Annotated in this window: 21 protein-coding genes and 4 pseudogenes; 8 read left to right on the forward strand and 17 right to left on the reverse strand. The window is 69.2% G+C overall.

Translation table 11 applies throughout. The features are described from left to right. Window positions 1–25: 25 nt before the first annotated feature. Window positions 26–307, reverse strand: a pseudogene (locus A8M77_RS36460) (sigma factor-like helix-turn-helix DNA-binding protein); the annotation flags it as partial. A gap of 174 nt (window positions 308–481) precedes the next feature. On the opposite strand from A8M77_RS36460, the gene A8M77_RS18555 reads away from it, so the two are divergent. The 4 genes from A8M77_RS18555 to A8M77_RS18570 all read left to right on the forward strand — a co-directional run bounded on the left by A8M77_RS18555 (window position 482) and on the right by A8M77_RS18570 (window position 5,178). Beyond that, window positions 482–1,408 carry a lytic transglycosylase domain-containing protein gene (locus A8M77_RS18555; RefSeq protein ID WP_086922986.1) on the forward strand — a complete coding sequence of 309 codons (927 nt, stop codon included), beginning with the start codon at window positions 482–484 and terminating at the stop codon, window positions 1,406–1,408. An 11-nt stretch (window positions 1,409–1,419) separates the two neighbouring features. Continuing rightward, window positions 1,420–2,523 (forward strand): Kelch repeat-containing protein, encoded by a 1,104-nt coding sequence (locus A8M77_RS18560; RefSeq protein WP_086922987.1) that lies wholly within the window; start codon window positions 1,420–1,422, stop codon window positions 2,521–2,523. A 77-nt stretch (window positions 2,524–2,600) separates the two neighbouring features. Next, window positions 2,601–4,985: a DNA topoisomerase IV subunit A gene (gene parC / locus A8M77_RS18565; RefSeq protein WP_086922988.1), complete on the forward strand. Its 2,385-nt coding sequence runs from the start codon at window positions 2,601–2,603 to the stop codon at window positions 4,983–4,985. 10 nt (window positions 4,986–4,995) lie between these two features. Further along, complete coding sequence (locus A8M77_RS18570) at window positions 4,996–5,178, forward strand: hypothetical protein (protein ID WP_086922989.1); 183 nt, start codon at window positions 4,996–4,998, stop codon at window positions 5,176–5,178. A gap of 112 nt (window positions 5,179–5,290) precedes the next feature. On the opposite strand, the gene A8M77_RS18575 is transcribed toward A8M77_RS18570, so the two are convergent. The 6 genes from A8M77_RS18575 to A8M77_RS18600 are packed head-to-tail and all read right to left on the reverse strand — an operon-like array spanning window position 5,291 to window position 10,720. Next, window positions 5,291–6,295, reverse strand: coding sequence for a transketolase family protein (locus A8M77_RS18575; RefSeq protein ID WP_086922990.1), 1,005 nt, complete (start codon window positions 6,293–6,295; stop codon window positions 5,291–5,293). A gap of 11 nt (window positions 6,296–6,306) precedes the next feature. Next, window positions 6,307–7,134, reverse strand: a complete 828-nt coding sequence (locus tag A8M77_RS18580) for a transketolase (protein ID WP_086922991.1) — start codon at window positions 7,132–7,134, stop codon at window positions 6,307–6,309. Between the two features lie 25 nt (window positions 7,135–7,159). Beyond that, window positions 7,160–8,419, reverse strand: coding sequence for a TRAP transporter large permease (locus tag A8M77_RS18585; protein ID WP_086922992.1), 1,260 nt, complete (start codon window positions 8,417–8,419; stop codon window positions 7,160–7,162). Window position 8,420: 1 nt separating this feature from the next. Beyond that, window positions 8,421–8,936 carry a TRAP transporter small permease gene (locus tag A8M77_RS18590; protein WP_086922993.1) on the reverse strand — a complete coding sequence of 172 codons (516 nt, stop codon included), beginning with the start codon at window positions 8,934–8,936 and terminating at the stop codon, window positions 8,421–8,423. Between the two features lie 19 nt (window positions 8,937–8,955). Next, entirely contained in the window at window positions 8,956–9,930 is a 975-nt protein-coding gene (locus tag A8M77_RS18595; RefSeq protein WP_086922994.1) for a TRAP transporter substrate-binding protein, read from the reverse strand. A 40-nt stretch (window positions 9,931–9,970) separates the two neighbouring features. Next, on the reverse strand, window positions 9,971–10,720 hold the full coding sequence (locus tag A8M77_RS18600) for an SDR family NAD(P)-dependent oxidoreductase (RefSeq protein ID WP_086922995.1): 750 nt from the start codon (window positions 10,718–10,720) through the stop codon (window positions 9,971–9,973). Between the two features lie 193 nt (window positions 10,721–10,913). Here A8M77_RS18600 and A8M77_RS18605 point away from each other — a divergent pair, with 193 nt between their 5' ends. Continuing rightward, the gene (locus A8M77_RS18605; RefSeq protein WP_086922996.1) at window positions 10,914–11,825 is read left to right on the forward strand and encodes a LysR substrate-binding domain-containing protein; all 912 of its coding nucleotides are present in this window, start codon (window positions 10,914–10,916) and stop codon (window positions 11,823–11,825) included. On the opposite strand, the gene A8M77_RS18610 is transcribed toward A8M77_RS18605, so the two are convergent. The 8 genes and pseudogenes from A8M77_RS18610 to A8M77_RS18645 all read right to left on the reverse strand — a co-directional run bounded on the left by A8M77_RS18610 (window position 11,826) and on the right by A8M77_RS18645 (window position 20,486). Then, complete coding sequence (locus A8M77_RS18610; RefSeq protein WP_086922997.1) at window positions 11,826–12,662, reverse strand: GNAT family N-acetyltransferase; 837 nt, start codon at window positions 12,660–12,662, stop codon at window positions 11,826–11,828. 412 nt (window positions 12,663–13,074) lie between these two features. After that, window positions 13,075–13,272 (reverse strand): annotated as a pseudogene (locus A8M77_RS36600) (CoA-binding protein); the annotation flags it as partial. Further along, window positions 13,269–13,913 (reverse strand): annotated as a pseudogene (locus tag A8M77_RS18620) (enoyl-CoA hydratase/isomerase family protein); the annotation flags it as partial. The pseudogenes A8M77_RS36600 and A8M77_RS18620, both read right to left, overlap by 4 nt. Further along, window positions 13,808–14,531: pseudogene (locus A8M77_RS18625) on the reverse strand (tripartite tricarboxylate transporter substrate binding protein); the annotation flags it as partial. The pseudogenes A8M77_RS18620 and A8M77_RS18625, both read right to left, overlap by 106 nt. Before the next feature lie 202 nt (window positions 14,532–14,733). Next, on the reverse strand, window positions 14,734–17,418 hold the full coding sequence (gene acnA, locus A8M77_RS18630) for an aconitate hydratase AcnA (protein WP_086922998.1): 2,685 nt from the start codon (window positions 17,416–17,418) through the stop codon (window positions 14,734–14,736). A gap of 22 nt (window positions 17,419–17,440) precedes the next feature. Continuing rightward, entirely contained in the window at window positions 17,441–18,403 is a 963-nt protein-coding gene (locus A8M77_RS18635) for a Bug family tripartite tricarboxylate transporter substrate binding protein (RefSeq protein WP_086922999.1), read from the reverse strand. A 147-nt stretch (window positions 18,404–18,550) separates the two neighbouring features. Then, the gene (locus A8M77_RS18640; RefSeq protein WP_086923000.1) at window positions 18,551–19,474 is read right to left on the reverse strand and encodes a GntR family transcriptional regulator; all 924 of its coding nucleotides are present in this window, start codon (window positions 19,472–19,474) and stop codon (window positions 18,551–18,553) included. A 25-nt stretch (window positions 19,475–19,499) separates the two neighbouring features. Further along, window positions 19,500–20,486: a Bug family tripartite tricarboxylate transporter substrate binding protein gene (locus A8M77_RS18645; protein WP_086923001.1), complete on the reverse strand. Its 987-nt coding sequence runs from the start codon at window positions 20,484–20,486 to the stop codon at window positions 19,500–19,502. 75 nt (window positions 20,487–20,561) lie between these two features. On the opposite strand from A8M77_RS18645, the gene A8M77_RS18650 reads away from it, so the two are divergent. After that, window positions 20,562–21,647, forward strand: a complete 1,086-nt coding sequence (locus A8M77_RS18650) for a lactonase family protein (protein WP_158100947.1) — start codon at window positions 20,562–20,564, stop codon at window positions 21,645–21,647. Then, window positions 21,644–22,834 carry a 2-methylaconitate cis-trans isomerase PrpF gene (gene prpF / locus A8M77_RS18655; RefSeq protein WP_086923003.1) on the forward strand — a complete coding sequence of 397 codons (1,191 nt, stop codon included), beginning with the start codon at window positions 21,644–21,646 and terminating at the stop codon, window positions 22,832–22,834. The genes A8M77_RS18650 and prpF overlap by 4 nt, the downstream gene beginning before the upstream one ends. 4 nt (window positions 22,835–22,838) lie before the next feature. Here prpF and cueR read toward each other — a convergent pair whose 3' ends face one another. Next, on the reverse strand, window positions 22,839–23,243 hold the full coding sequence (cueR, locus tag A8M77_RS18660; protein ID WP_086923004.1) for a Cu(I)-responsive transcriptional regulator: 405 nt from the start codon (window positions 23,241–23,243) through the stop codon (window positions 22,839–22,841). Next, window positions 23,240–25,477, reverse strand: coding sequence for a heavy metal translocating P-type ATPase (locus A8M77_RS18665; protein ID WP_272947444.1), 2,238 nt, complete (start codon window positions 25,475–25,477; stop codon window positions 23,240–23,242). The genes cueR and A8M77_RS18665 overlap by 4 nt, the downstream gene beginning before the upstream one ends. 276 nt (window positions 25,478–25,753) lie before the next feature. On the opposite strand from A8M77_RS18665, the gene A8M77_RS18670 reads away from it, so the two are divergent. Continuing rightward, the coding region (locus tag A8M77_RS18670) for a two-partner secretion domain-containing protein (RefSeq protein ID WP_143694653.1) at window positions 25,754–26,474 on the forward strand (721 nt) is incomplete at its 3' end.

Genomic DNA, 26,474 nt, shown 5'->3' on the forward strand with positions numbered 1-26,474 from the left:
TTTCAAGGTGGGGTGGGGAAGGGGATCAGGCGGGCGGGCGCGTGGGCGGGCCTGCGATGGAGGCCATCACGTGCGCGACGATCTCGTCGCAGCGCGCGCCGGCGAAGGAGAAGGCGTCGCCCATCGAGACGTCGATCTCGCGCGAGAGCGCTTCGCGCAGCAGGCCGCGGGCGCGGAAGAAGCGCGTCCGCACGGTGGCTTCGGGAATCTCCAGCGCCGCGGCCACTTCCTCGATGCTCAGGTCCTCGACCGCGCGCAGCACGAAGACCGTGCGAAAGGCCTCGGGCAGCGCATCGATGCCGGCCTCGCCCTGCGCGGCCCGCGCCGCGAGTTCCGCATCGGGCAGGCCGGCGTGTCCATCGGCAGTGCGGTTTCGTTCGAGTGGCTGCATTCGTGACCTCTTGTTGCCATTGGATGGAGGGACTTGCCGGCCTGTTCCCGCACGGATGCGTGCGCATCGACGACAATTGCGCCCCCGGCGATGAATCCCAGACACGCTCCCGGCCGCTGGTGGCGGCTCCCGCTCTTCCTGCTCTTGGCCCTGTGCGCATGGCTGTCGCCTGCGCACGCCTCGGACATCTTCGGTTACATCGACGAGAAGGGCACGGCCCATTTCGCGTCGGAGAAGCTCGACGAGCGATACCAACTCTTCTTCCGTGGCGGCCAGGCCTTCGACACCGCTCAGGGCATCGGCCCGCTGGCGCGCGGCCGCGCGGGCGCGATCGACGGCAAGGTGCCGCGCGCATCGCAGTCGCTGCTGGCCCTGTTCGAGGCCTCGCCCAGCTACAAGCCTGCGCAGAAAGCCCTGCGCGAAGCAGCGCAGCGGCATGACATCGACTACGAGCTCCTGCAGGCCCTGGTCGCGACGGAATCGGGCTTCGATGCCCAGGCCGTCTCGCCCAAGGGCGCGCTGGGCCTGATGCAGCTGATGCCCGCGACCGCGCAGCGCTATGGCGTCGGCCCCGACAAGCGCGGCTCGATCGAGAAGAAGCTCTTCGATCCGTCCATCAACATCGGCGCCGGCGCGCGTTACCTGCGCGACCTGATCGCGATGTTTCCGGACGACATCTCGCTCGCACTCGCGGCCTACAACGCCGGCGAGGGCGCCGTGCAGCGCGCGGGCAACAAGATTCCGAACTACCGCGAGACGCAGAACTACGTGAAGACCGTGCTGCAGCTCTACGCCTACCTCAAGCCCTCGGCGGCCGCGGGCGGCGGCAAGGCGCCGGGCCGCGTGCGCATGGAGCTCGCGGCACCGCGCGGCGGCGCATTGGGGCGCGGCAACATGCCGTCGTCGCCGGGCGCGATGCCCGCCATGCCGGACCTGGCCGCAGCGCCGCAGGCCGCGGCCGAAGCGGATGCGAACCCGGCCTCGCTGAAGCTCTCGAATCGAATTTCCGGACAGTAAGGGAGGCCGCGATGCAGCGCCGACGACTGGTCCTCGCGTGCGCGGCCCTGGCCCTCGACGGCACCGCGCGCGCGCAACCACTGCCGCATGCGCCGTCCTCGCCCGATCCCTACGCGCGCCTTCAGGGCGGCGTGCCGCATCACATGACGCCCGAGCAGGAGGCGCAGCGCGTCACCGACAGCCCCGCGCCGGCCGGCACGCCCGGGCGCTGGGTGGGACGCGCGGCGCTGCCGATCCCGCGCAGCGAGATGGCCTGGGCCACTGCGACGCAAGGCCGCATGCACATCGTGGGCGGCTACGGCGAGGGCGCGGTCAACCGCGACTACCACCACGTCTACGACCCGGCCGCCGACCGCTGGTTGTCCGGCGCACCGCTGCCGCGCGGCGCCAACCACGTGGCAGTGGCGTCCGAAGGCGGGCGCGTGTGGGCCTTCGGCGGCTTCACCGAGCAGAACCGGCGCTCCGACGACAAGGCCTTCGTCTACGAGATCGCCGATGACCGCTGGACCGCGATCGCCCCGCTGCCGCGCCCGCGCGGGGCTGGGGCGGCCGTGGTGCTCGACGGCATGCTGCACCTGATCGGCGGCGCCTCCGAGCCGGCGGCCGAGCGCGCCAGCGTGGGCTGGCACGAGGTCTACGACCCGAAGGCGGACCGCTGGTCCGCGCGCAAGCCGCTGCCCGGCGCGCGCGACCACGTGGGCTGCGTGGCCCATGACGGGCGCATCCACGTGATCGGCGGCCGATTCAACACCTTCGAATACAACACCGACCTGCACCACGTCTACCTGCCGGCGCGCGACACCTGGGAACTGCGCGCGCCCTTGCCCACCTCGCGCTCGGGCCATGGGCTGGTGGTGTACCGCGACCGCTACTACGCCATGGGCGGCGAGGGCGGCTTCCTGGTCGGCGGCGTGCCGCGGCAGGCCAAGGTCTTCGGCCAGATGGAGAGCTACGACCCGCGCACCGACCGCTGGCAGCGCCATGCGCCGATGACCACCCCGCGCCATGCGGTGGGCGCGGCGGTGATCGGCGACTGGATCTACGTCGCGGGCGGTGGCGCCGTGCTGGGCGGCAGCGTCCAGTCGGCGGTGCACGAGGCCTTCACGCTCGCCTGAGTGGCCGATGGCCGGCCGGAGGCCGGGAGAGGGCCGACGCGGCCACTACACTTGCCGCTCTCACAGACTCTCTCGCCATGGATTCCCAACCTCCCCTCGATTTCCAGAGTCCCGAAGAGGACGGGGCCCTCACGCTGGCCGATTACGCGCAGACCGCCTACCTCGAATACGCGCTTTCGGTCGTCAAGGGCCGCGCGCTGCCGGACGTCAGCGACGGCCAGAAGCCGGTGCAGCGGCGCATCCTCTATTCGATGTCGCGCATGGGCCTGGGCTTCGGCGGTGCCAACGGCACCGTCGGCGCCAAGCCCGTCAAGAGCGCGCGCGTGGTCGGCGACGTGCTGGGCCGTTTCCACCCGCACGGCGACCAGGCCGCCTACGACGCGCTGGTGCGCATGGCGCAGGACTTCTCGCAGCGCTATCCGCTGGTCGACGGCCAGGGTAACTTCGGCAGCCGCGACGGCGACGGCGCCGCGGCCATGCGCTACACCGAGGCCCGGCTCGCCCGCATCACCAGCCTGCTGCTCGACGAGATCGACGAAGGCACGGTCGACTTCATCCCCAACTACGACGGCTCCACCGACGAGCCGCGCCTGCTGCCCGCGCGCCTGCCCTTCACCCTGCTCAACGGCGCCAGCGGCATCGCGGTCGGCCTGGCCACCGAGATCCCCAGCCACAACCTGCGCGAGGTGGCCGACGCCTGCGTGGCGCTGATCAAGTCCAACGGCAAGCTCCCCGACGAGGAACTGTTCGCCCTGGTGCCCGGCCCCGACTACCCCGGCGGTGCGCAGATCATCAGCAGCCCGGCCGAGATCGCCGAGGCCTACCGCGGCGGCCGCGGCTCGCTCAAGGTGCGCGCGCGCTGGAAGATCGAGGACCTGGCGCGCGGCCAGTGGCAGCTGGTGGTGCATGAGCTCCCGCCGGGCGTCAGCTCGCAGAAGGTGCTGGAGGAGATCGAGGAGCTCACCAACCCCAAGGTGCGCGCCGGCAAGAAGGCGCTGAGCGCCGAGCAGACCCAGCTCAAGGCGGCCGTGCTCGCGGTGCTCGACGGCGTGCGCGACGAGTCCAGCAAGGACGCGCCGGTGCGCCTGGTGTTCGAGCCCAAGACCTCGCGCATCAGCCAGGAGGAATTCATCACCACGCTGCTGGCGCAGACCTCGCTCGAGAGCTCCGCGCCGATCAACCTCACGATGGTGGGCATCGACGGCAAGCCGACGCAGAAGTCGCTGCGCCAGATGCTGAACGAGTGGATCGCCTTCCGCGAGCTCACCGTCGAGCGGCGCTCGCGCCATCGCCTCGGCAAGGTGCAGGACCGCATCCACATCCTCGAGGGGCGGCAGCTGGTGCTGCTCAACATCGACGAGGTGATCGCGATCATCCGCGCCTCGGACGAGCCCAAGGCCGCATTGATCGCCCGCTTCGGCCTCACCGATCGGCAGGCCGAGGACATCCTGGAAATCCGCCTGCGCCAACTCGCGCGGCTGGAGGCCATCAAGATCGAGCAGGAGCTGAAGAACCTGCGCGAGGAGCAGAAGAAGCTGGAAGACATCCTCGGCAGCCCGGCCGCGCTGCGCCGCCTGCTGGTCAAGGAGATCGAGACCGATGCCAAGACCTTCGAAGACCCGCGCCGCACGCTGATCCAGGCCGAGAAGCGTGCCGTGGCCGAGGTGCGCGTGGTGGACGAGCCGGTCACGGTGATCGTCTCGCAGAAGGGCTGGGTGCGCACGCAGAAGGGCTGGGCCAGCGAGCGGACCAACGGCGCGGGCGCGCCCGAGTACAGCTTCAAGTCCGGCGATGCGCTCTACGGCGCCTTCGAATGCCGCTCGGTCGACACGCTGCTGGTCTTCGGCACCGCCAAGGACAAGAGCGTGCGCGTCTACAGCGTGGCCGTGGCCTCGCTGCCGGGCGGCCGCGGCGACGGCCAGCCGATCACGACGCTGATCGACCTGGAGAGCGGCACGCATCCCGCGCACTACTTCGCGGGCCCGGCCGGCGCCGCGCTGCTGCTGGCCAGCACGGGTGGCTTCGGCTTCATCGCCTCGGTCGAGAACATGATCTCGCGCCAGCGCGGCGGCAAGGCCTTCGTCGACGTGGGCGAGGGCGAACAGCTGTGCCGGCCCTCGCTGGTGGGCGGCGCGAGCGGCGCCGAGCCGATGCCGCCGGCCACCCATGTGGCCTGCGCCTCCGCCGGCGGGCGCATCCTGACCTTCGAGATCCTCGAGATGAAGGCGCTGCCCAAGGGTGGCCGCGGCCTCACGCTGATCGACCTCGATGCCAAGGACACCCTGGCGGGTGCCGCGGCCTACACGCGCAGCGTGAAAATCGAAGGCATCGGCCGCGGCGGCAAGGAGCGCGAGGAGACGCTGGAGATCCGCAGCCTCAACAACGCCCGCGGCAGCCGCGCGCGCAAGGGCAAGGCGGCGGACCTGGGCTTCAAGCCCAGCGGCATCGTCCGCGTGCTCTGAGGAGGCGCACATGGACTTCGGGCCGGTCGGCATCTTCATCCTGGTCGTGACCTGCGCCTGCAGCTTCCTGCTCGCGCGTTGGCTGTCGAAGCGCACGCGCGACAAGCGCAGTGAGCGCGAGCGCCAGGCCAGGGAGGCCTCGGACAGCCGCCAGGTGCGGCGCGCCCGCGAGCGGCGCCGCGCGGGCCGCTAGAAGCGCCGGCGCATCTCGATCTGGCGAAGTGCGGGGGGCAGGCCCCGAGGCTGTCCCAGAGCCCACAGTCTTCGTAAGCCCGGTTTCCAGCCGTCCACGCGAAGCCCTCGGCCTAGAGCCAGCCCTTGATCCGGGCCGTCATGGTTTCCGTCGAAATGCCGTAGCGGTCGTGCAGCGTCGGCAGTGCGCCCGCATCGAGGAACGCATCCGGCAGCGCGATCTGGCGGAACTGCTTCGGTGCATTGCCGGTGTTCAGCAGCAGGCCGGCCACTGCCTCGCCCAGGCCGCCAATGACCGAGTGGTTCTCCGCCACCACCACGAGGCGGCCAGCGCGCTTGACTTCCGAAAGGATCGTCGCCTCGTCCAGCGGTTTGATGGTCGGCACATGCAGCACCGCAGCCTTGACGCTGTCTTTCTCCAACGCCTGCGCGACTTCGAGCGAGCGCATGGTCATGAAGCCGCTGGAGATGATCAACACGTCCTGACCGTCGCGCAGCAGCTTGGCTTTGCCCAGCTCGAACTTGTAGTCGTATTCGTCGAGCACCAGGGGCACATTGCCACGCAACAGGCGCATGTACACCGGGCCCGGGTGGTCGGCAATCTGCGGCACGGCCTGCTCGATGTCCAGCGCGTCGCAGGGGTCGACGATGGTCAGCCCCGGGATGCCCCGCATCAGTGCCAGGTCCTCGGTGGCCTGATGGCTGGGTCCATAGCCGGTGGTCAGGCCCGGGAGCGCACAGCACATCTTGACGTTGAGGTTCTCCTCGGCGATCACCTGATGCACGAAGTCGAAAGCGCGACGCGTTCCGAACACGGCGTAGGTGGTGACGAAGGGAATGAACCCTTCCTTCGCCATGCCGCCGGCGGCGCCCATGAGCAGTTGCTCCGCCATGCCCATCTGGAAGAAGCGTTCGGGATAGGCCTGGCCGAACAGGTGCAGGTCGGTGTACTTGGCGAGGTCGGCCGTCATGCCGACGATCTCGGGGCGCTCGCGGCCCAGTTCGACGAGGGCCTTGCCGAAGGGGGCAGCCTTCACGCGCTGGCCCTCGCCGGCAATGGAGGCGATCATGGCCGAGGTCGTCAGGCGTGGCTTGGCCGGGGTGGTCGTGGTGTTCATTGCATGTCCTCTCAGGGGCGGTTCTGGTCCAGGTGGTCGATGGCCTGCTGCCATTCGGGCGGATCGACGCGGATGAAGTGGTTCTTGTCGCGCGTCTCGAGGAAAGGAACGCCTTTGCCCATCAGCGTGTCGAAGAGGATCACGCGGGGCTTCGCGACCTTCAGGTTCTTGGCAGCATCGAAGGCAGCCACCACGGCAGGCAGGTCGTTGCCGTCCACGCGCTGAACGTGCCAGCCGAAGGCGGCCCACTTGTCGGCCAGCGGCTCGAAGCCGAGTACCTTGCCCGAGGCGCCGTCGGCCTGCTGATTGTTGATGTCGACCAGACAGATCAGGTTGCCCAGCCCATGGTGGGCGGCGGACATCGCAGCCTCCCAGGTCGAGCCCTCGTCCAGCTCGCCGTCCGACATCGAGTTGTAGACGAACGAGGCGCTGCCCTTGTGGCGCAGGCCGAGCGCCATACCGACCGCGATCGGCAGGCCCTGGCCCAGCGAGCCACCCGACATTTCCATGCCGGGCGTGTAGGTCGCCATGCCCGACATGGGAAGTCGGCTGTCGTCGCTGCCGTAGGTTTCGAGTTCTTCCTCGGGCACGATGCCGGCCTCGATGAGCGCGGCGTAGAAGGCAATGGCGTAGTGGCCGTGCGAGAGCAGAAAGCGATCGCGGCCTTCCCAGCGCGGGTCTTCCGGCCGGTAGTTCATGGCGTGGCCGTAGGCGGCGGCGAGCACATCGGCCCAGCCGAGCGCCTGGCCGATGTAGCCCTGGCCTTGCACTTCGCCCATGCGCAGGGCGTAGCGGCGGATTCGATGAGCCCGCTCGGAAAGTGCGGAGAGGTCGGTCATTTGTGTTTCCATGAAGATGAGGTGGTCAACGGATGGTCAGCCAGGGGAGATACGCGAAGCCGAGCAGCAGCGCGATGGCAACCCCATAGAAGGGAATCAGCTCCTTCACGACATCGCCGATACGCACCTTGGCGATCGAGCTGGTGATGAAGAGCGTGGTGCCGATGGGCGGGTGGTACAGCCCGATGGAGAGGTTCACGATCATCATGATCCCGAGCTGCACGGTGTCCATGCCGACGGCTGCAGCCAGCGGAACGAACATGGGCGTGAGCAGCAGCACGGCTGCGGGCAGGTCGATGAACATGCCGGTGGCCAGCATGATCAGGTTCATCGCCAGAATGATCATCCAGGGCGACTGGAGCGTCTCCTTGGCGAAGCGGGTGAACTCGGCCGGCAGTTGTTCGTAGGTGACGATCCATCCCACCACGCTGGAGGCCATGATGATCAGCAGGACCACGCCGGTGGAGATGCCGGCCTCGATCGCGGCATGCTTGAGCTTGGCGAGCGTCAGGTCGCGGTAGATGACGCCGGCCACCACCAGTGCGTACAGCGTGGACATCACGCTCACCTCGGTCGGCGTCGCGATGCCGAAGCGCAGGAAGACGATGATCAGCACCGGCATGAGCAGGGCGGGGCCCGCAAAAGCCAGCTGCTTGCCGAAGGCGCTCCACTGGAAGGGCGTGGTGTCGCGTGGGAAGTTGCGCCGCCGCCCCTGAACGTAGCAGACCAGCATGAAGCCGCCGCACATCAGCAGGCCGGGCAGGATGCCCGCGACGAACAGTGCGCCGATCGACGCGCCCGAGACCAGCGCGTACACGATCATCGGGATCGAGGGCGGGATCAGGATGTCGATGGTGGCGGCTGCGGCCAGCGTGCCTGCCGCGAACGGAGCGGGGTAGCCGAGGCGCTTCAGCCAGGGGATCAGCATCGAGCCGATGGCCGAGGCATCCGCCACCGCCGAGCCCGAGACGCCGCCGAAGATGGTGGAGGACAGCACACCTACCTGTGCCGGCCCGCCGTGCACGCGGCCGATCATCATCGACAGCAGGTCGACCAGGCTCTTGCCGAGTCGCCCGCTGACCATCAGTGCGCCGGTCAGCATGAAGAAGGGAATGGCGATGAGCGGAAAGCTCTGGGTCTGGGCCAGCATCTGCTCGATCGCCAGGTGCACGGGCACCCGGTCGATGAGCAACAGACCACCCACGGAGGCCAGCACCAGCGCATGGGCGATCGGGATCGACAACAGCGCCGCGGCGACGAAGAGAACGATGATCACTGCGGTCATTTCATGCTCCGTGCGCGGCGGCTTCCGCCTGTTCTTCGGTGCTTTCCTGGACGCCCCGCCACACTTTGGGCAGGTGACAGAGCGTAGTGAGGGCCAGCAGGCCGAAGCCCAACATCAGGCACCAGACGCTGTAGGAGCCAGGCACCTGCAGCATTGGCGTCCGCTCGTCGGCTGCGACCTCGGCCAACGGCCAGGCCATTGCGGCCAGCGAGCCGTACAGCACCGCCACCACCAGCGAGCCGCCTCCCAGCACCCAGCGGCGTGCAGTGCCGAGCTTCTGTGTGAGAAGCACCACGGCGATGTGCGAGCCGTGCTGCGCGGCCAGCACGACGCCGGCCATGATCATCCAGGGGAACAGCAGTTCCGGCAGTTCGGAGGCCGAGGCCAGGCTGGTGCCCGAGACGTAGCGAAGGAACACGTTGGCGCTGAGGATCGCGAACACCACCGACAGCGTGAGGTAGAGCACGCCGCGGCACAACGTGCCGATCGTGCGGTCGATCAAGTCAAGAACTTGCATACGAGCTTCCCGGTGCGGCCTACTGGGCATGCTGCATCACGCGCTTGACGAAGTCGCCGGTCGCGCCGCTCGACCACTTGTTGTAGACGCTGCGGGTGGCCTCGACGAACGGGCCGCGCTGAACCGTTTCGACCTGCACGCCCTTGGCCTTGAGTTCGGCCAGCAGCTTCTCGTCGGCTTCCTTGGACAGCTTGCGCTGGTACTGCGTCGCCTCCACCGCCGCTTCCTGGAACAGCTTCTGGTCGGCGGGATTCAGGCGGTCCCAGGAGCGCTTGCTCATCACGAATGGGTTCGCCTGGTAGTTGTGGCCGGTCAGCGACAGGTACTTCTGCACTTCGTACAGCTTGGCCGAGGCAATGTTGGCGAGCGGGTTCTCCTGCCCATCTACCACGCCCTGCTGCAGCGCCACGTACAACTCGGAGAACTTGATCTGCTGCGCGTCCGCACCGAGCGCCTGCATGATGTCCATGGTCATGGCGTCCGGGGGCGTGCGGATCTTCAGGCCCTTCATGTCGGCCGGCGACTTGATCGGGCGCTTGCCGTTGGTGATGTGGCGAATGCCGTTGTCCCAGTAGCCCAGCACCACCATCCCCTTCGCCGCGGTGCGCTTGGCCAAGTCTTCGCCGACGGGGCTGTCGAGCAGCTTCCAGGCGCTTTCGATGTCCTTGAACAGGAAGGGCAGGCCGAGCGCCGCGTATTCCGGCACGACGTTGGCGATCGCGCCCTGGCTGTTGGCGGACATGTCCAGCGTGCCGGAGCGCAGTGCCGTCACCATGGCGGCGTCGTCGCCGAGCTGCGACGAGTGCGCGACCTGCACCTCGTAGCGGCCGCTGGTCCTGGCCTTGATGGATTCGGCGAACTTGATGGCGGCCTCGTGCCGCGGATTTCCAGGCGCTGCGCCATGGCCCAGCGTGAGCTTGGTGGTCTGCGCCTGTGCCGTCGCCGCGACAGCGGATGCGATCAAGGCGGCGAGGACGAGATGTCTGCGTTGCATGATGTTTGTCTCCAGTGGTGGTCGAAATCGGTCGGTCGGGTCAGTGGATCAGCATGCCGCCATTGACATCGAGGGTGATGCCCGTGCAGTACGCCGAGAGCGGGCTGGCCAGAAAGACGCAGGCGCCGGCGATGTCCTCCGCGCGGCCCAGCCGAGCGAGTGGAATCGTCTCGGCGATCTCGCCCTTCTTCTCCTCGGTGAGCTTGCCCTTGATGATGTCCGTGCCGATCAGGCCGGGCGTGATGCTGTTCACGCGGATGTGGTCGGCGCCGAACTCGCGCGCCATCGCGCGGGCCAGGCCGAGCACGCCGGCCTTGGCGGCGGAGTAGTGCGGGCCGCCGAGAATGCCGCCGCCCCTTTGTGCCGACACGGATGAGATGCAGATGATCGAACCCTCCGACTGGCGCTGCATCTGCGGCAGGACCGCCTGCGACATGTACAGCGTGCCGCGCAGGCTCACATCGAGGATGCGGTCGTAATCCGACGCGGTGATGTCGAGCGTCTTCACCGGCTGGGTAATGCCGGCGTTGTTGACCAGCGCGTCGATGCGTCCGAAGCGCTCGATCACCGCCGCGATGGCCGCGTCGCAGGACGCCTTGTCGGTCACGTCGGCCACCAGGCCCAGGTGCTCTGCGCCGATCGACGCGGCGGCGGCTTGCGGCTCTGCACGTGCCAGGTCGAGGATCGCCACGCGGGCGCCATGGGCCGCCATGAGGCGCGCGGTCGCGAAGCCCAGGCCGTTGACACCAGCGCCCCCGGTGATGACGGCAACCTTGTTTTCGAGAAGCATTTGAGTTGTCTCCTGATGAATTGAGAAAGGGGTGAAGCCAGGCGCCAGCACGTCGATCGGAAGGCGCGTCATGGCGCGAAGGCCGATGCCTGGCGTGGCGTCCTGCGTATGGTTGCGGCGAACGAACATGACGACAAGCGAAGAGTTATCAGACTAAGATGACGATCCGTCATTCAAAGACCGGGTTGACCCCATGCCGCTATTGCCGCCCATCGTCAATCTGCAGGCCTTCGAGGCTGTCGCGCGACGCCGCAGCTTCGCGCTCGCGGCGTCCGAGCTTCACTTGACTGCTTCGGCAGTGAGCCACCAGGTGGCCCGCCTGGAGTCTCAACTCGGCGTGCGGCTGTTCGAGCGCAGTGCGCATGGCGTTCGGCTGAGCATGGCCGGAGATCAATATCTATCGCGCGTGGGCGGCGCGCTGTCGGCGATCTCCGTCGCCACCGACGACTTGCGCCAGGGCGTGAGCAACAGCCTCTACGTGCATTCGGCGCCCAGCATCGGCAGCCTGTGGCTGATCCCCCGGCTCAAGGCCTTCGCGCTGGCCTGCCCGGACATCGCACTGAACCTCTCGGCGGCTCATACGCAGAGCGACTTCGCACTCGGTCAGGCCGACATCGACATCCGTTACGGCATCCCGCAGTGGCCGGACCTGATCGTCGAGCCGTTGTTCGAGGAGTACATCCTTCCGCTCGCGAGTCCATCGTTCATCCGCGAGCACCGCCTCAAGCGGCCCGAGCAACTGTTTCAGGTGCCGTTGATCCAGAGCAACGTGAGCATCGTCCAGTGGTCGGACTGGTTCGGCGGCCTGACGAAGCTGCGCGCGCCGGATCGGTTCGCGGTCCGCTTCGACCGTGCGCAGATGTCACTGGATGCCGCCACGCAGGGACTGGGGGTGGCACTGGAGAGCGCGACGACCGCCAACATGCACTTGGCGGAGGGCAAGCTCAGGCCCGTCTTCCCGCCCGACATGGCGATCAAGATCAAGGCTCATTTCGCCGTGTACCCGCCCCGGCATGCGAAGCGTCCGCCGGTGGAGGCATTCCTGAGCTGGCTGCATGGCGAAGCAGTCCGAAGTTCCGGCGCGGCGCCGTTGAAGCGCGCCTAGCTAGAAGCGCCGGCGCATCTCGATCTGGCGAAGGGCGGGCGCCAAGCCCCGCGCCTTCGCCGCACCCAACAGGAGGCTGCCGTCGGGCTCGTCGACCAGGCGCCAGCGGGTGCCGGACCGCGTGGCGGAAAGCGCATCCAGCAGGGCGTGCGCGGCGGCCTCGTCGATGGCCGCGGCATCAAGCAGCGTGCCGTCGTGCAGAGCCGGGTCGGGCAGCAGCGCATAGCCTGTGATCTCTCCCGCCCGCTGCACGCCGATGGCGACCGCGTCCTCGTGCTCGATCGCGTCCAGCACAGTGCGCCATTCGCGGCGCCAGGTCGGGCGCACGATGGTGCTGCAGTGGTCATGCACGGCTGCCAACTGCGCCATATCCAGGGTCTTGGATTCCGTGGTGCGCATCTCCAGCGTGCCCTCCAGCAGTTCCAGCGGCCGCAGCGCCTCGAAGCCGGCTTCGGCATAGAGCAGGCGGGCGGGGTTCTGCTCGATCACTTCCAGCGCCACCTCCTGCGTGCCGGCCGCCGATATGGCCGCGAGCTGCACCTCGATCAACCGGCGCGCCAGCCCGCGACGTCGTTGCGCGCTCGCGATACCGAAGCCCGCGAGATAGGCCCGCGACTGCCGCCGGCCCACCAGCGACAGGCCCGCCGGCTCACCGTCGGCCACCAGCACGCGGGACTGCGCCAGGTCCACGTCCGCGCGCCGCAGGTGCCGCGCGAGGCGCTGCTCGTCGAAGGCCACCGGCACGAAGTAGTGCTCGTAGGCCCGGTTCCACAGGGCTGCCAACTCGGCGCGGGTGAAGCTGTCGGCGGATTGGAAAGCGATGTCGGGGGTCTTCATGCGCGGATGGCGTTCCTCGTCAGGTACACCCTGGCGATCATGTCACCCCCGGCGCCTTCGCCGGGCGCGACCCTCAGCGGCGCAGGGCCGCCAACGCCTCCGGATTGACGGCTTCCGTCAGCGAGCCCTCGGCAAAGCGATTGACGTGGTCGAAAGCGATGCCGAAGTAGCGCTCGTAGTTGTCGCGCTCCACGCCGCGCGCGGTGCAGGCCTCCAGGTCCACGTGGCCTGCGAGCTTGCCGGTCTGGCTGATGAGGCGCAGGCGCGGCAGCCGCTCGAGCAGCGCCGCGTCGATGCGCGGCCTTGCCCATCGCGACCAGCTCCTGCAGCGTCTTCGCGGGAAAGTCCGGCCGCACCACCACCGCATGCGGAATGAAGCCCACCACGGTGAGCGGCGCGAAGTCGCGCAGCGTGTCGCCACGTCGGGATAGCTCTTCAAGCCGCCAATCTCGGCGGCGCGCGGATTCACCGGATAGATCGTGCCGCTGAAGCCATGCTTCTGCAGGTAGGCCACCGGCCGGCCTGCCGTCTTGCCCGGGTCGGCCGAGGCGCCGATCACCGCCACGCTGCGCGGCTTCAGCAAGCGCGCGATGGGGTTCTGTTCGCTCATGCCTGCTTCTCCTTGCTCGCGTTCAGGAAAACCAGCACCGCGTCGCGATGCTCTTGCGTCGTGTAGCAGATGCCCTGCGCCTGGCTGCCCTGCGCGAAGACCTGCTCGGCCGGCAGCTCGAAGCTCTTGTCGATGATGGACTTGCTCAGCGCCAGCGCCGCGGCCGAGCCCGCGCTGAGCTCACGCGCCCAGGCCTGCGCATCGGTAAGCAATGCATCCGGCCGGCTCATGCGGTCGGCGATGCCGAGCGAGAGCGCCTCCGCGGCTTCCACCTTGCGCCCGGTGAAGATGAGTTGCTTCGCGAGTGACAGCCCTACGCGCCGCGGCAGGAAATACATGCCGCCGCCATCCGGAATCAGCCCGCGCTTGATGTAGCTCCAGGCGAAGCTCGCATCCTCCGGGGCGATCACGAAATCGCAAGCCAGCGCCATGTCCGCGCCCAGGCCGTTGGCCGAGCCGTTCACCGCCGCGATCACCGGCTTGGGCATCGTGTGCAGCAGGGCGATCGAATGGTGCACGCGTTGCTGCCGCGTCCATAGAGCCCGTACCAGCTCTCCGCCGCGTAGCCCGCGACGCCGGCCTCGGCCAGCGTGGGCACGTCGGCGTAGGCCGGCGATCGCTGCGCTGTGGTCACTGCCAGCGCGCGCATTTTTCCGGCGCTGACGAAGGGGCGGGCCGCGGCCGCGGTGGCGAACATCATGTCGACCTGGCCGCCGAGCAGGTCGGTCATGGCCGGCCCGGCGCCGCGGTAGGGCACGTGCGTGATGTCCACCTTGGCCAGGCTCTTGAAGAGTTCGCCGGCCAGGTGCGCCGAGGTGCCGTTGCCCTGCGAGGCGAAGGTCAGCTTGCCGGGCTTGGCCTTGGCTGCGGCGAGGACGTCGGCCACCGTCTTGTAGGGCTGGTCGGCCCGCACCACCAGCACGTTGGGCGAGATGCCGATCAGCGCCACCGGCGCGAAGGCCTTGTCGGTGTCGTAGGGCATCTTCGGTTGCAGCGACGGGTTGACCGCATGCGCGAAGGTCGACATCACCAGCGTGTAGCCGTCGGGCGCGCTCTTGGCGACCGCGTCGGTGTCGATGACGGTGCCGGCGCCCGGCTTGTTGTCCACGATCACCGGCTGGCCCAATGCCTGCGACATGCCGATGCCCAGGGCGCGCGTGATGGCGTCGGTGCCGCCGCCGGGCGCGAAGGGGACGATGATTGCGCAGAGGCTTGTCGGGAAAGGCCGCGTGGACCAGGGGGCTGGCAGCCGCCAGCATCGCGAGGGCGGCCGATGCGGCGAGCCGACGGAAGCCGCGGCGGTGCACGGAATGGCGAGGGGATGCGCGCATGGATGTCTCTTCTTCGCCCGGTGGTGCAGGGCATGGGCGAAGCTTAGGCGGCATGCGCCGGGTGCGCAGCCATCCAATTCCATTGGATGGAATTTGATGACCTCGGATCGATCCGCTACGAGCGCAAGACTTAAGCGGCGCCCGGCTGATCGGTGCGGTCGCCCGGTCCCGCGCCCACGTAGTCGCGCCACACGCGCGGGAGGATGCCGCCGTGCCGCCAGTACTCGACATCCTCGGCGGTGTCCAGCCGCACGGTCAGGGGCACCGTCCGGATGCTGCCGTCGGCGCGATGGATCACCGCCTGCACCGTGGCGCCGACCTCGAGGTCCTCGCGGAGACCGACGACATCGATGGTCTCGCTGCCGTCCAGGCCCAGCGACTCGGCCGTGGTGCCGGGCTCGAACTGCAGCGGCAGCACGCCCATGCCCACCAGGTTGGTCCGGTGGATGCGCTCGAAGCTCTCGGCGATCACCGTCTTCACGCCGAGCAGGGCCACGCCCTTGGCCGCCCAGTCGCGCGAGGAGCCGCAGCCGTAGTTGCGGCCGGCGATCACCGTCAGCGGCACGCCGCGGCGAAGGTACTCGTTGGCGGCCTCGAAGATGCGCAGGGTGCTGCCCTCGGGCATCAGCCGCGTCATGCCGCCCTCGACCCCCGGCACGATGCGGTTGCGCAGGCGGATGTTGGCGAAGGTCGCGCGCACCGCGACCTCGTGGTTGCCGCGGCGGGTGGTGTAGTTGTTGAAGTCGCGCTGCTCGATGCTCTTGGCCAGCAGGAAGTCGGCCGCGGGCGTGCCCAGGCTGATGGCGCCGGAGGGCGAGATGTGGTCGGTGGTCACCGAGTCGCCCAGGATGACCAGGGGGCGCATGCCGACGATGTCCTGCACGGCTTCGGGCTGGCGCGTGAGTTGCTCGAAGTAGGGGGGGCGGCGCACGTAGGTGCTGTTCTCCTGCCAGGCGAAGCGCTCGCCGCGCTCGCCGGCCAGCGCGTCCCAGGGCGCGCCGCCGTCGAACAGGTCGGCGTACTTGGCGCGGAAGATCTCCGGCTCGTAGGCCCCGTCCACCGCCGCCGCGATCTCCTGCGACGTGGGCCACACGTCGCGCAGGTACACCGGCTGCCCGTCGGTGCCGGTGCCCAGGGGCTCGCGCGTCACGTCGATGGTGACCGATCCGGCCAGCGCATACGCCACGACCAGCGCGGGCGATCCCAGGTAGGCGGCGCGCACGTTGGGATGGATGCGCCCTTCGAAGTTGCGGTTGCCGGACAGCACGGCGGTCGCCACCAGCTTCTCGCGCTCGATCGCCTCGGCCAGCGCTTCCGGCAATGGGCCGGAGCCGCCATTGCAGGTGGTGCAGCCGAAGCCGGCGACGTGAAAGCCGAGCTGGTCGAGCGCCTGCTGGAGGCCTGCCTTCTCGAGCACCGCGGCCGTGACGTGGCTGCCCGGCACCAACGAGGTCTTGACCCAGGGCCGGGTGCGCAGGCCCAGCGCGACCGCCTTCTTCGCCACCAGCCCGGCGGCCATCATGTTCACCGGATTGGCGGTGTTGGTGCAGCTGGTGATGGCCGCGATGACCACGGCGCCGTCGTGCAGGCTGAAGTCCTCGCCCGCCACGGGGACGGCGCGGGCGGGATCGACCGGACGGCCGGCGATCTCCTGGTGATGGCCCAGGAAGGCTGTCGGCACGGTTTCCAGGTCGAGCCGGTCCTCGGGGTTGCGCGGGCCGGCGAGGCAGGGGCGGATGGCGTCGAGGTCGAGCGTGACCACCTCGTCGAAGGCGGGTGCGGGCGTCGTCTCGTCGCGCCAGAGCTTTTGTGCGCGGGCGTAGGCCTCCACCAGCGCCAGCTGGACTTCGTCGCGGCCCGTCATGCGCAGGTAGTCCATGGTGCGGCGGTCGACGGGAAAGTAGACCGCCGTCGCGCCGTACTCCGGCGCCATGTTGGCGATCATGCCGCGGTCGCCGAGCGACAGGGCTTCCAGGCCGCTGCCGAAGAACTCGACGAACTTGCCGACCACGCCCAGTCCGCGCATCTTCTCGGTGATGGCGAGCACCATGTCGGTGGGCAGCACGCCTTCGCGCAGCCGGCCCTTCACCTCGATGCCCACGACCTCGGGCAGCGCCAGCGCGACCGGCTTGCCGACCATCACTGCCTCGGCCTCGATGCCACCCACACCCCAGCCCAGCACGCCCAGGCCGTTGATCATGGGCGTGTGGCTGTCGGTGCCGACGCAGGTGTCGGGCATCGCCAGTTCGCCCTGTGCGTCCGTCTCGGTCCACACCACCTTGCCGATGTGCTCGATGTGGAGCTGGTGCATGATGCCCTTGCCCGGCGGCACGATGCGCACGCCCTCGAAGCTGCTGCTGCACCAGCGCAGGAAGGCAAAGCGCTCTGCATTGCGTTCGTACTCGCGCTCAAGGTTGATGCGGCGGGCGTCGGGGCTGGCCCAGCGGTCGACCTGCAGCGAGTGGTCGATGATCACGTCCACCGGCACCTTGGGGCGCACCGCGGACGCATCGCCGCCGGCGTCGGCCACGGCATCGCGCAGGCCGGCCATGTCCACCAGCATCACCTGGCCCAGGATGTCCTGGCCGAAGACGCGCACGGGATAGAAGCTCAGGCCGCTGCCCACGCGCCGGGCCAGCAGCGCATCGATCTCGGCCTGCGCGTCGACCCCGCGGCTCGCCTGCCGCAGCAGGTTCTCCAGCAGGATGCGCAGCGAGAAGGGCAGGGCATCGACGCCAGGCACCTCGGCGATGGAGACGTAGCGCACCGAACGGCCGGCGAGCGGAAGGTGCTGGATGACGGGTGGGGTTTTCATCGTGGCTCTTTCGACGGGGCGCTCAGATCAGGCCGACCTTGGTCATCACGGCACGCAGGCGCTCATGCTCGTCGTCCACGAACTTGCCGAACGCGTCGCCGCTGATGACGCTGGGCGACCAGGCGTTGGTCTTCAGCGCGTCCTGCCACACCTTGGTCTGGGTGGCGGCGAGCACGGCGTCGGTGAGTTCCTTGCGCTGCGCGGGCGTGAGGTTGGCGGCGCCGTAGACACCGCGCCAGTTGCCGATCTCGATGTTGTAGCCGGCCTCTTTCAGCGTCGGCGCATCCACGCCCGGCATGCGCGTGGGCGAGCCGACGGCGAGCACGCGGAACTGGCCGCCCTCGATGTACTTGGCAAGTTCGGCATAGCCGCCGGTGATGGCGGAGACATGCCCGCCCAGCGTTGCCGAGATCACCTCGCCGCCACCGCCGAAGGGGATGTAGTTGACCTTGGCAACGGGCACGCCCGCCGCGCCGGCGAGTTCGGCAGTGCCGATGTGGTCGACCGAGCCCTTGGAGCCGCCGGCCCACTTCACGCCCGAAGGGTTCTTCTTGAAGTCCGCCATCAGCTCGTCGAAGCTGCGGTAGGGCGAGTCCTTGCGCACGGCGATCACGTTGTATTCGGTGAAGAGGCGCGCGATGGGCGTGACGTTCGCCAGCGTGATCTGCGGCTTGTTCTGCACGATGCCGGTGACCATGATGGCGCCCATCACGCACAGGGCGTTCACGTCGCCCTTGGCGCTGTTGGTGAACTGCGCCAGCCCCAGCGTGCCGCCGGCCCCGTTCTTGTTGTCGTACATCGCGCTCTTGGCGGCGCCGGCCTCGACGAGGGCCTTGCCCAGCGTGCGGGCCGTCTGGTCGTAGCCGCCGCCCGGCGAGCCGGGCGCCATGAAGCGCACCATGTCCAGCGCATGTGCCGATGGGGCCGCGGCGAGGATGCCTGCGGTGGCCGCGATGCCGAGAAGACGTCGAATGGAAGCACGCATGGGGGATCTCCTTGTGGGGTGTTCATGAGTGGCCCGGCTGGACCATGACGCGAAGGCTTTGCGCTCTCGGTTGATTGTATTTTGTGATCAATATCGTCAAAAACAGCCGAGGGTTTTCCCCGGCTTCATGCCAGCGCCCCGCGGCACTCAGGCTGCGTGCGAGAAGACTTGCGGATCGCGCAGCTTGGCCCGGCGCGCGCCGTCCAGGTGGGCGCGCATCAGGCTGGCCGCCTGCACCAGGTCCTGCTGCTCGATGGCATCGAGGATGGCCAGGTGCTCGGCGGCCTGGGTGTGCCGCGCGCGGCGCTGCGCGGCCTGGCGGTACTCGATCAGGCGCCGCAGCTGGTTGATGCGGCGCACCGACTGGAGCACGAAGCGGTTGTGCCCCCACTCGGCCAGCGTCTCGTGGAAGTGGCTGTTCGATTCGAAGAGCTCGATGGGCGTCATCGTCTCGAAGCCGCCATCGACGATGCGCTGCTGTTCCCGGCGCAGCTGCTTGAGCTGGGCGGGCACGGCCACGAAGGATGGGCCCAGCAGGGCGCCGGGCTCGATCGACTGGCGGAAGAGATAGCTCTCCTCGTACGCATCCGGCGAATCGATCATCGAGAGAAAGCGCCAGCCGTGGCCCATGCTCTGCTCGATCCAGCCTTCTTCGGAGATGCGCGACAGCACCTTGCGCAGCGTGCTGCGCGCCACGCCGTAACGGCGCATCAGCTCGGCCTCGCTCAGCTCGTCGGGCAGCGCGCCGGCCTGCCGGTCCTCGGCGATGCGCAGGTAGAGCGGGTCGTCGGTCGAGAGCAGGCCGGCGACCGCGCCGTCCCAGTCCTTGGCGTCCACGCTCAGGAAGTAGCCGCGGTTCACGTCCTGCTGCAGCACGCCCAGTTGGGCGAGGTGCCGCAACGCCGACTGCACCGGCGAGCGCGAGGTGCCGATGCGCTGGGCGATGTGCACCTCGGGCAGATGGTCGCCGGCCAGGCGGTTGTCGCGCCGCACGAGCGCGACGATCTCGCGCACCACGCGCTGCTGCAGCGAGGTCAGGTCAGGGGTGGCGGGGGCGTTGGCCTTGGGCATCCCGCTAGTCTAGGGTGCCGGGCGCTCAGTCGATCTTCATGCCGTACTGCTTGATCAGCGCGGACCAGCGCTGGCCCTCGCGTGCGATCAGCGCACCGAACTCCTTCGGCCCCGCGCCGACGGGCTCGGTCATGCCGGCGGCCAGGCGCTCGGCCACGTCCTTGTCCTTCAACGCCGCGGCGGCGGCCGCATGGAGGGCCTGGATGGCGGCGTCTGGCGTTCCCTTGGGCACGACCAGGCCCATCCACGAGGCGAACTCGTAGCCGCCCACGCCGCTTTCGGCGACCGTCGGCACGTCCGGCAGCGCCCGGGATCGCTGCTTGCCCGTCACGGCCAGGGCCTTGAGTTTGCCGGCGCGGATGTGCGGCAGCGCGGCCAGCGGGAAGGCGACCACCGCACTGATCTCGCCGCCGAGCGCCGCGATGATGGCCGGCCCGCCGCCCTTGTACGGCACGTGCGTGATGTCGACCTTGGCCATCGACTTGAGCATCTCGCCGGCCAGATGGTTGGCGCTGCCGTTGCCGGCGGTGCCGTAGGTGTACCTGCCGGGCGCCTTGCGCGCGAGATCGAGGAACTCCCTGAGGTTGGCGGCCGGTACCGAGGGGTGCGCCACGATGACCAGGTCGATCGACGTCAGCCAGGTGACCGGCGCCAGCGCGTCCACCTTGTAGCCCGGGTTGGGGTAAAGCGCGGGGTTGAGCGCCATGGTGCCCTGGTTGACGAAGGTGACGGTGTAGCCGTCCGGCGCCGCCTTGGCGCCGAGCGCGGTGCCGATGTTGCCGCCGGCGCCGCCGCGGTTGTCGATCACCACCGGCTGGCCCAGGACCTCCTGCATCTTCGTCTGCAGGCTGCGGCACACCACGTCGGCATCGCAGCCGGCCGGCTGCGGAACGATGAGGGTGACCGGCTTGCCCGGGAACTTGTCCTGGGCGGCGCCTGGCCGGAGGCCGAGCGCCAGGGGAAGGGCGGCGGCGGTGGCGTGCAGGAGCGTCCTGCGGCGGATGGTCGTCATAGGGCTTGTCTCCGATTGATGAATTGTGAAATGTCTAAAGTGATCATAAAATTCATTTCATCACAGCGTCAAGCCATGAATCCGAACGCCAGCCTCCAACCGCCGAACTGTCCGGGCCGGGCCTATGTCGGCTGCCGCACGACGCGCGAGCGCCATGCCCGCGGGCGGGGGATCGAGGTCTTCGATGTGGAAGCCGATGGCCGATGGGTCCATGCCCGCACGATAGAGGCCGGCGACAACCCGTCCTACCTCGCCATCGACCGTGCCGGGCGCTGCCTCCACGCCGTCCATGGCGACGGCGACGCGGTCAGCAGCTTCGCGATCTCGCCGGACGGTGCGCTCTGCCCGATCGGCAGGCGCGGCACGCAGGGCCGCAACCCGGTCCACCTGGTCTTCAGCCCCCGGGCGCGCTGGGTGCTGGTGGCCAACTACGCGACCGGCAGCGTGGTGTCGCTCCCGGTGCAGGACGACGGGTCCCTGGGCGACGTGGCCCACCGCCTGGCCTTGCCGGAACGGATGGGCCCGCACCGCAGCCAGCAGCGCGGACCGCACCCGCACCAGCTCGTCTTCGATCCGTCGGGGCGCTGGCTGCTCGTGCCGGACAAAGGCGCGGATGCGGTGCACACACTTGCGTTCGACGAAAGGTCCGGGCGCCTGTCGCTCACAGCGTCGCTCGAGGTGGCGCCGGGCGGCGGTCCGCGCCACATGGTCCTGTCGCCCGAAGGCCGGCACGCCTGGATCGTGCTGGAGCTTTCGAGCCAGGTCCTCGGCGCATCCTTCGACCGCGACAGCGGCAGGCTCGCGCCCTTCCAGCGCGTCCCGAGCGTTCCCGAAGACTTCGCCGGCGAGAACACGGCCGCGGGCATCGTGTACCTCGCGCAGCAGAACCTGCTGTTCGTTTCCAACCGCGGCCACGGGAGCGTGGTTCGCTTTGCCGTCGAGCCCGGGCGTGGCGCATTGAGCGCGCCCTCGTGGATCGGCACGGGCGGCCAGGTGCCGCGCTTCATCGCCGGCCTGCCGGGCGCATCGACGCTGCTGGCCGCCAACGAGGACGCCGACACCATCGTTGCCCTGCCGGGCGGCGACGCGCAGGCGCAGGTGCAACCCATCGCGCAGACGGGCAGTCCGGTGTGCATTGCATTCACCCAAGGAAAACCATGAACACGATAACGCCCCAGATCGCCGTCCGCGCCACGTACATGCGCGGTGGCACCAGCAAGGGGGTGTTCTTCACGCCCGACGACCTGCCCGAAGCGGCACGGCAGCCCGGCGCCGCGTGCGATGCGCTGATGCTGCGTGTGACGGGCAGCCCCGACCCCTACGCCAAGCAGATCGACGGCATGGGGGGCGCGACCTCCAGCACCAGCAAGGTGGTCATCGTCGGGCCCAGCACGCGCGAGGACTGCGACGTCGACTATCTCTTCGGCGCAGTGGCGATCGAGTCGCCCGTGGTCGACTGGAGCGGCAACTGCGGCAACCTCACCTCCGCCGTCGGGCCCTTCGCCATCGCGCGCGGCCTGGTGCAGGCGCCTGCCGACGGCATCGCCACGGTGCGGATCTGGCAGGCCAACATCCAGAAGAAGATCGTGGCGCACGTGCCGATGCAGGGCGGCCAGGTGCAGGAGACCGGCGACTTCGAGCTCGACGGCGTCACCTTCCCGGCGGCGGAGATCAAGCTGGAGTTCCTCGAGCCCGGCGCGGACGAGGGCGGCGAGGGCGGCGCGATGTTCCCCACGGGGCGTCAGGTCGACGTGATCGACGTGCCGGGCGTGGGCGCCGTCGAGGCGACCCTGATCAACGCTGGCAACCCCACCATCTTCATCGACGCGGCCACGCTGGGCCTGACTGGGGCGGAACTGCAGCGCGGCTTCAACGACGACACGGCGCTGCTCGCGCGCTGCGAGGCCATCCGTGCGCACGCGACCGTGGCCATGGGCCTGGCGAGATCCGCCGAGGAAGCGACGGCGAAGCGCCCGCACACGCCCAAGCTCGCCTTCGTCGCGGCGCCGCGCGGCTACACCGCGTCGAGTGGCAAGCCGGTGCGCGAGGCGGACATGGACCTGTGCGCCCGCATCCTCTCGATGGGCAAGCTGCACCACGCGATGACCGGCACCGGCGCGGTCGCGATCGCGGTGGCGGCTGCGATCCCGGGCACGCTGGTCTCACGCCTGCTCGGCCAGGGGCGCCACGACGAGGTGCGCTTCGGTCATCCCTCGGGCACGCTGAAGGTGGGCGCCGAGGCGTCGGAAAGCGCAGGCACGTGGACCGTGACCAAGGCGGTGATGAGCCGCAGCGCCCGCCGCCTGATGGACGGGCAGGTGTACGTGCCGGGCGACTGGCAGCGCTGAGGCTTCAGTTCTCGGCCAGCTCGTCCAGGATCGGGCAGTCGGGCCTGTGGTCGCCGTGGCAGCAGTCGGCCAGGCGCTCCAGCGTGCGCTTCATCGCCTCCATCTCCTCGATCCGCCGACGCAGATCCGCGGCGTGGGCCAGTGCGATGCGCTTGACGTCCGCGCTGGCGCGGCGCTTGTTCTGCCAGAGCTTCAGCAGCTCGGCGATCTCCGCCATGCTGAAGCCGAGGTCCCGCGCCCGCCGGATGAAGCGCAGCGTGTGCACGTCGTTGCCGGTGTATTGCCGGTAGCCTGACTCGGTGCGGTGCACCCTGGGCATCAGGCCCAGCGATTCGTAGTGCCGCACCATCTTGGCCGAGACACCCGAGCGCGCCGCGGCCTCGCCGATGTTGAAGGGTTCCATGTTCATCGTGCCTTTCCCGTCCAGCGCCGCAACAGCAGCGCATTGCCCACCACGCTGACGCTGCTGAAGGCCATGGCCGCGCCCGCGATCACCGGGCTCAGCAGGCCGAGAGCGGCCAGCGGGATGCCCACCACGTTGTAGACGAAGGCCCAGAACAGGTTCTGGCGGATCTTCGCGTAGGTGCGTCGCGAGATGTCGATCGCATCGGCCACCAGCGAGGGGTCGCCGCGCATCAGCGTGATGCCCGCGGCATGCATCGCGACGTCGGTGCCGGTGGACATCGCGATGCCCACGTCGGCCGCGGCGAGCGCCGGCGCGTCGTTGATGCCGTCGCCCACCATCGCGACCCGCTGGCCCTCCGCCTTGAGCGCGGCGATGACGGCCGCCTTGTCCTCGGGCAGTACCTCGGCACGCACGGTGTCGATCTTCAGTTGCCGTGCCACGGCCTCCACGCTGCCGCGGTTGTCGCCGCTGACCAGCGCGGTGCGGATGCCCTGCGCGTGCAACTGCGCGATGGCCGCCGCGGCCTGCGGCTTGGGCGCATCGCCGAAGGCGAGCAGGCCGAGCAGAACGGGGCCTTTGCCCGTGTCTGTCACGTCGGCCAGCCAGGACAACGTGCGGCCCTCGGCCTGCAGCCGCGTCGCCAGCGCATCGAAGCGGCCCAGCGGCACCGAGAGCTCGCGCATGAAGCGGGTGCTGCCCAGGCGCAGCGCGCGGCCCTCGACGTCGGCGGCCATGCCGCGTCCGGCCACCGCGCGCAGCTCCGCGGCGCGCGGGATCGCGATGCCGTCTTGCCGCGCGCGTTCCAGCACCGCATGCGCCAGGGGGTGTTCGCTGCCGGCCTGCAGCGACGCGGCGGCGTGCAGCAGCCCGGCGGTGTCGCCGTTCGCCGCCTCCAGGGCCACCAGCTGCGGCCGGCCCTCGGTCAGCGTGCCGGTCTTGTCGAAGGCCACCACCTGCACCGCATGCGCGACCTCGAGTGCCTCGGCATCCTTGATCAGCACCCCGTGGCGCGCGGCCACGCCGGTGCCGGCCATGATCGCGGTCGGCGTCGCCAGGCCGAGCGCGCAGGGGCAGGCGATCACGAGCACCGCCACCGCGTTGAGGATGGCGCGCTCCCAGTCGCCGGCGCCCAGGCCCCAGCCCAGCAGGGTCGCGAGCGCGATGACGATCACCACCGGCACGAAGACGCTGCTGACCCGGTCGACCAGGCGCTGGATCGGCGCCTTCTTCGCCTGGGCCGATTCGACCAGACGCACGATGCGGGCCAGGGTGGTCTCGGCGCCCACGGCCGTGGTCTGCACCAGCAGCAGCCCCTGGCCGTTGACGGAGCCGCCTGTCACGCCGTCGCCCGCCTGCTTGGCAACCGGCAGGCTCTCGCCGGTGATCAGCGATTCGTCGACCTCGCTCGCGCCTTCCAGCACGCGTCCATCGACAGGCACGCGCTCGCCGGGCCGCACCACCACAAGGTCGCCTAGCTTCACGTCGGCGAGGTGCACGTCGCGGTCGACGCCGCCGCGGCGCACGCGCGCGCGATCGGGTCGCAGGGCATTCAGCGCGCGGATGGCCTCGGTGGTCTGGCGCTTGGCGCGGCCTTCGAGCCACTTGCCCAGCAGCACCAGCGTGATCACCACCGCGGAGGCCTCGAAGTAGAGATGCGGCGGCATGCCGTGGCCGGCATGGTCGATGAGCAGATAGACGCTCAGCCCGTAGCCGGCCGTGGTGCCGAGCGCGACGAGCAGGTCCATGTTGCCTGCGCCAGCCTTCAGCGCCTTCCAGCCTGCGCGGTAGAAGCGCGCGCCCAGCCAGAACTGCACCGGCGTGGCCAGCGCGAGCTGCACCCAGCCATCGAGCACCCAGTCCTGCCCCACGAGCAGGCCCAGCATGGGCAGGATCAGCGGCAGCGAGAGCAGGGCGGAGAGGATGACCGGCCACGCATCGAGCCAGCCGTGTGCGGACGGTGCGGCCGCGGGTGCGGCCTCTTCTTCGACGCGGTGCGCCTCGTAGCCGGCTTTCTGCACGGCGGCGATGAGGCTCTGCACGTCGAGCGCGCGATCGGCCAGCCGAATCTCCGCCTTCTCGGTGGCCAGGTTGACGGTGGCCGAGGCCACGCCGGGCACCTTGGCGAGCGCCTTCTCCACGCGCATCACGCAGGACGCGCAGGTCATGCCCTCGATCTGCAGCGATTGCGTGGGCGCACTGCTGCCGGCAGCGGTGGGGAGGGTCAAGGCGTCGCTCATGGGAGTCCTGTTCCTGATGGGTGCGGGAAGTCTCAACCCTACCATCATGGGAAGGTCAAGCGGCGTGATTGGCCTGCTATCGACAGGCCCTCACCCGCACCGCTGCTCGATCCTGGGAAGCGCCGTTCAGCATTGTTTCTGAGTTGACACCGCAACAATTGATCAGATTCTGCCGAGAAGAACTGCCCCAGAATCGCGCCCCGCAACGGGAGCGAGGCAGCAACAACGCTGAAGCCATGAGCTTGATCTCCCCGGATGCACAGGGAGATCAAGAACTTGAACAGGCACCTTCACCGTATCGTCTTCAACGCCGCACGCGGCATGCGCATGGTCGTGCACGAAGCCGCCATGAGCGCGGGCAAGGCCAGCGGGGCGACTTCGGCGGTGCTCGCGACGGCGCTGCTCGCCGCGGCACCGGCGCCCGCCCAGATCGTCGCCAATCCCATGGCCCCTGGGGGCACACGCCCGACGATCCTCGTGGCGCCCAACGGGATTCCAGTCATCAACACCACGACGCCGAGTGCGGCGGGCGTCTCCAGGAACCAGTACGTCCAGTTCGACGTCTCGGGTCGAGGCGTGATCGTCAACAACTCGCGCATGAACGTGCAGTCGGGCATCGGCGGCTGGATAACCGCAAACCCCTATCTCGCGACAGGCCCGGCGCGTGTCATCGTCAACGAGGTCAGCTCCAGCAACCCGTCTTACATCAATGGACCGGTCGAGATCGCGGGCCAGCGGGCGGAGTTCATCCTTGCGAACCCAGCCGGCGTATCGGTCAGTGGGGGCACCTTCATCAATGCTGCCGGCGTGACGCTCACGACGGGCACGCCGCAATACAACGCCCTTGGCGGACTCGACAGCTACGTGGTGCGCGGCGGCACCGTGACCATCGACGGCCTGGGCCTCGATGCCAGCAAGTCCGACTACGCCGCCATCCTCGCGCGTGCCGTGCAGGTCAATGCGGCGATCCATGCCAACGACCTCCAGGTCGTGACCG

The sequence above is a fragment of the Variovorax sp. JS1663 genome, from assembly GCF_002157355.1.
Lineage (GTDB): Bacteria > Pseudomonadota > Gammaproteobacteria > Burkholderiales > Burkholderiaceae_C > Variovorax.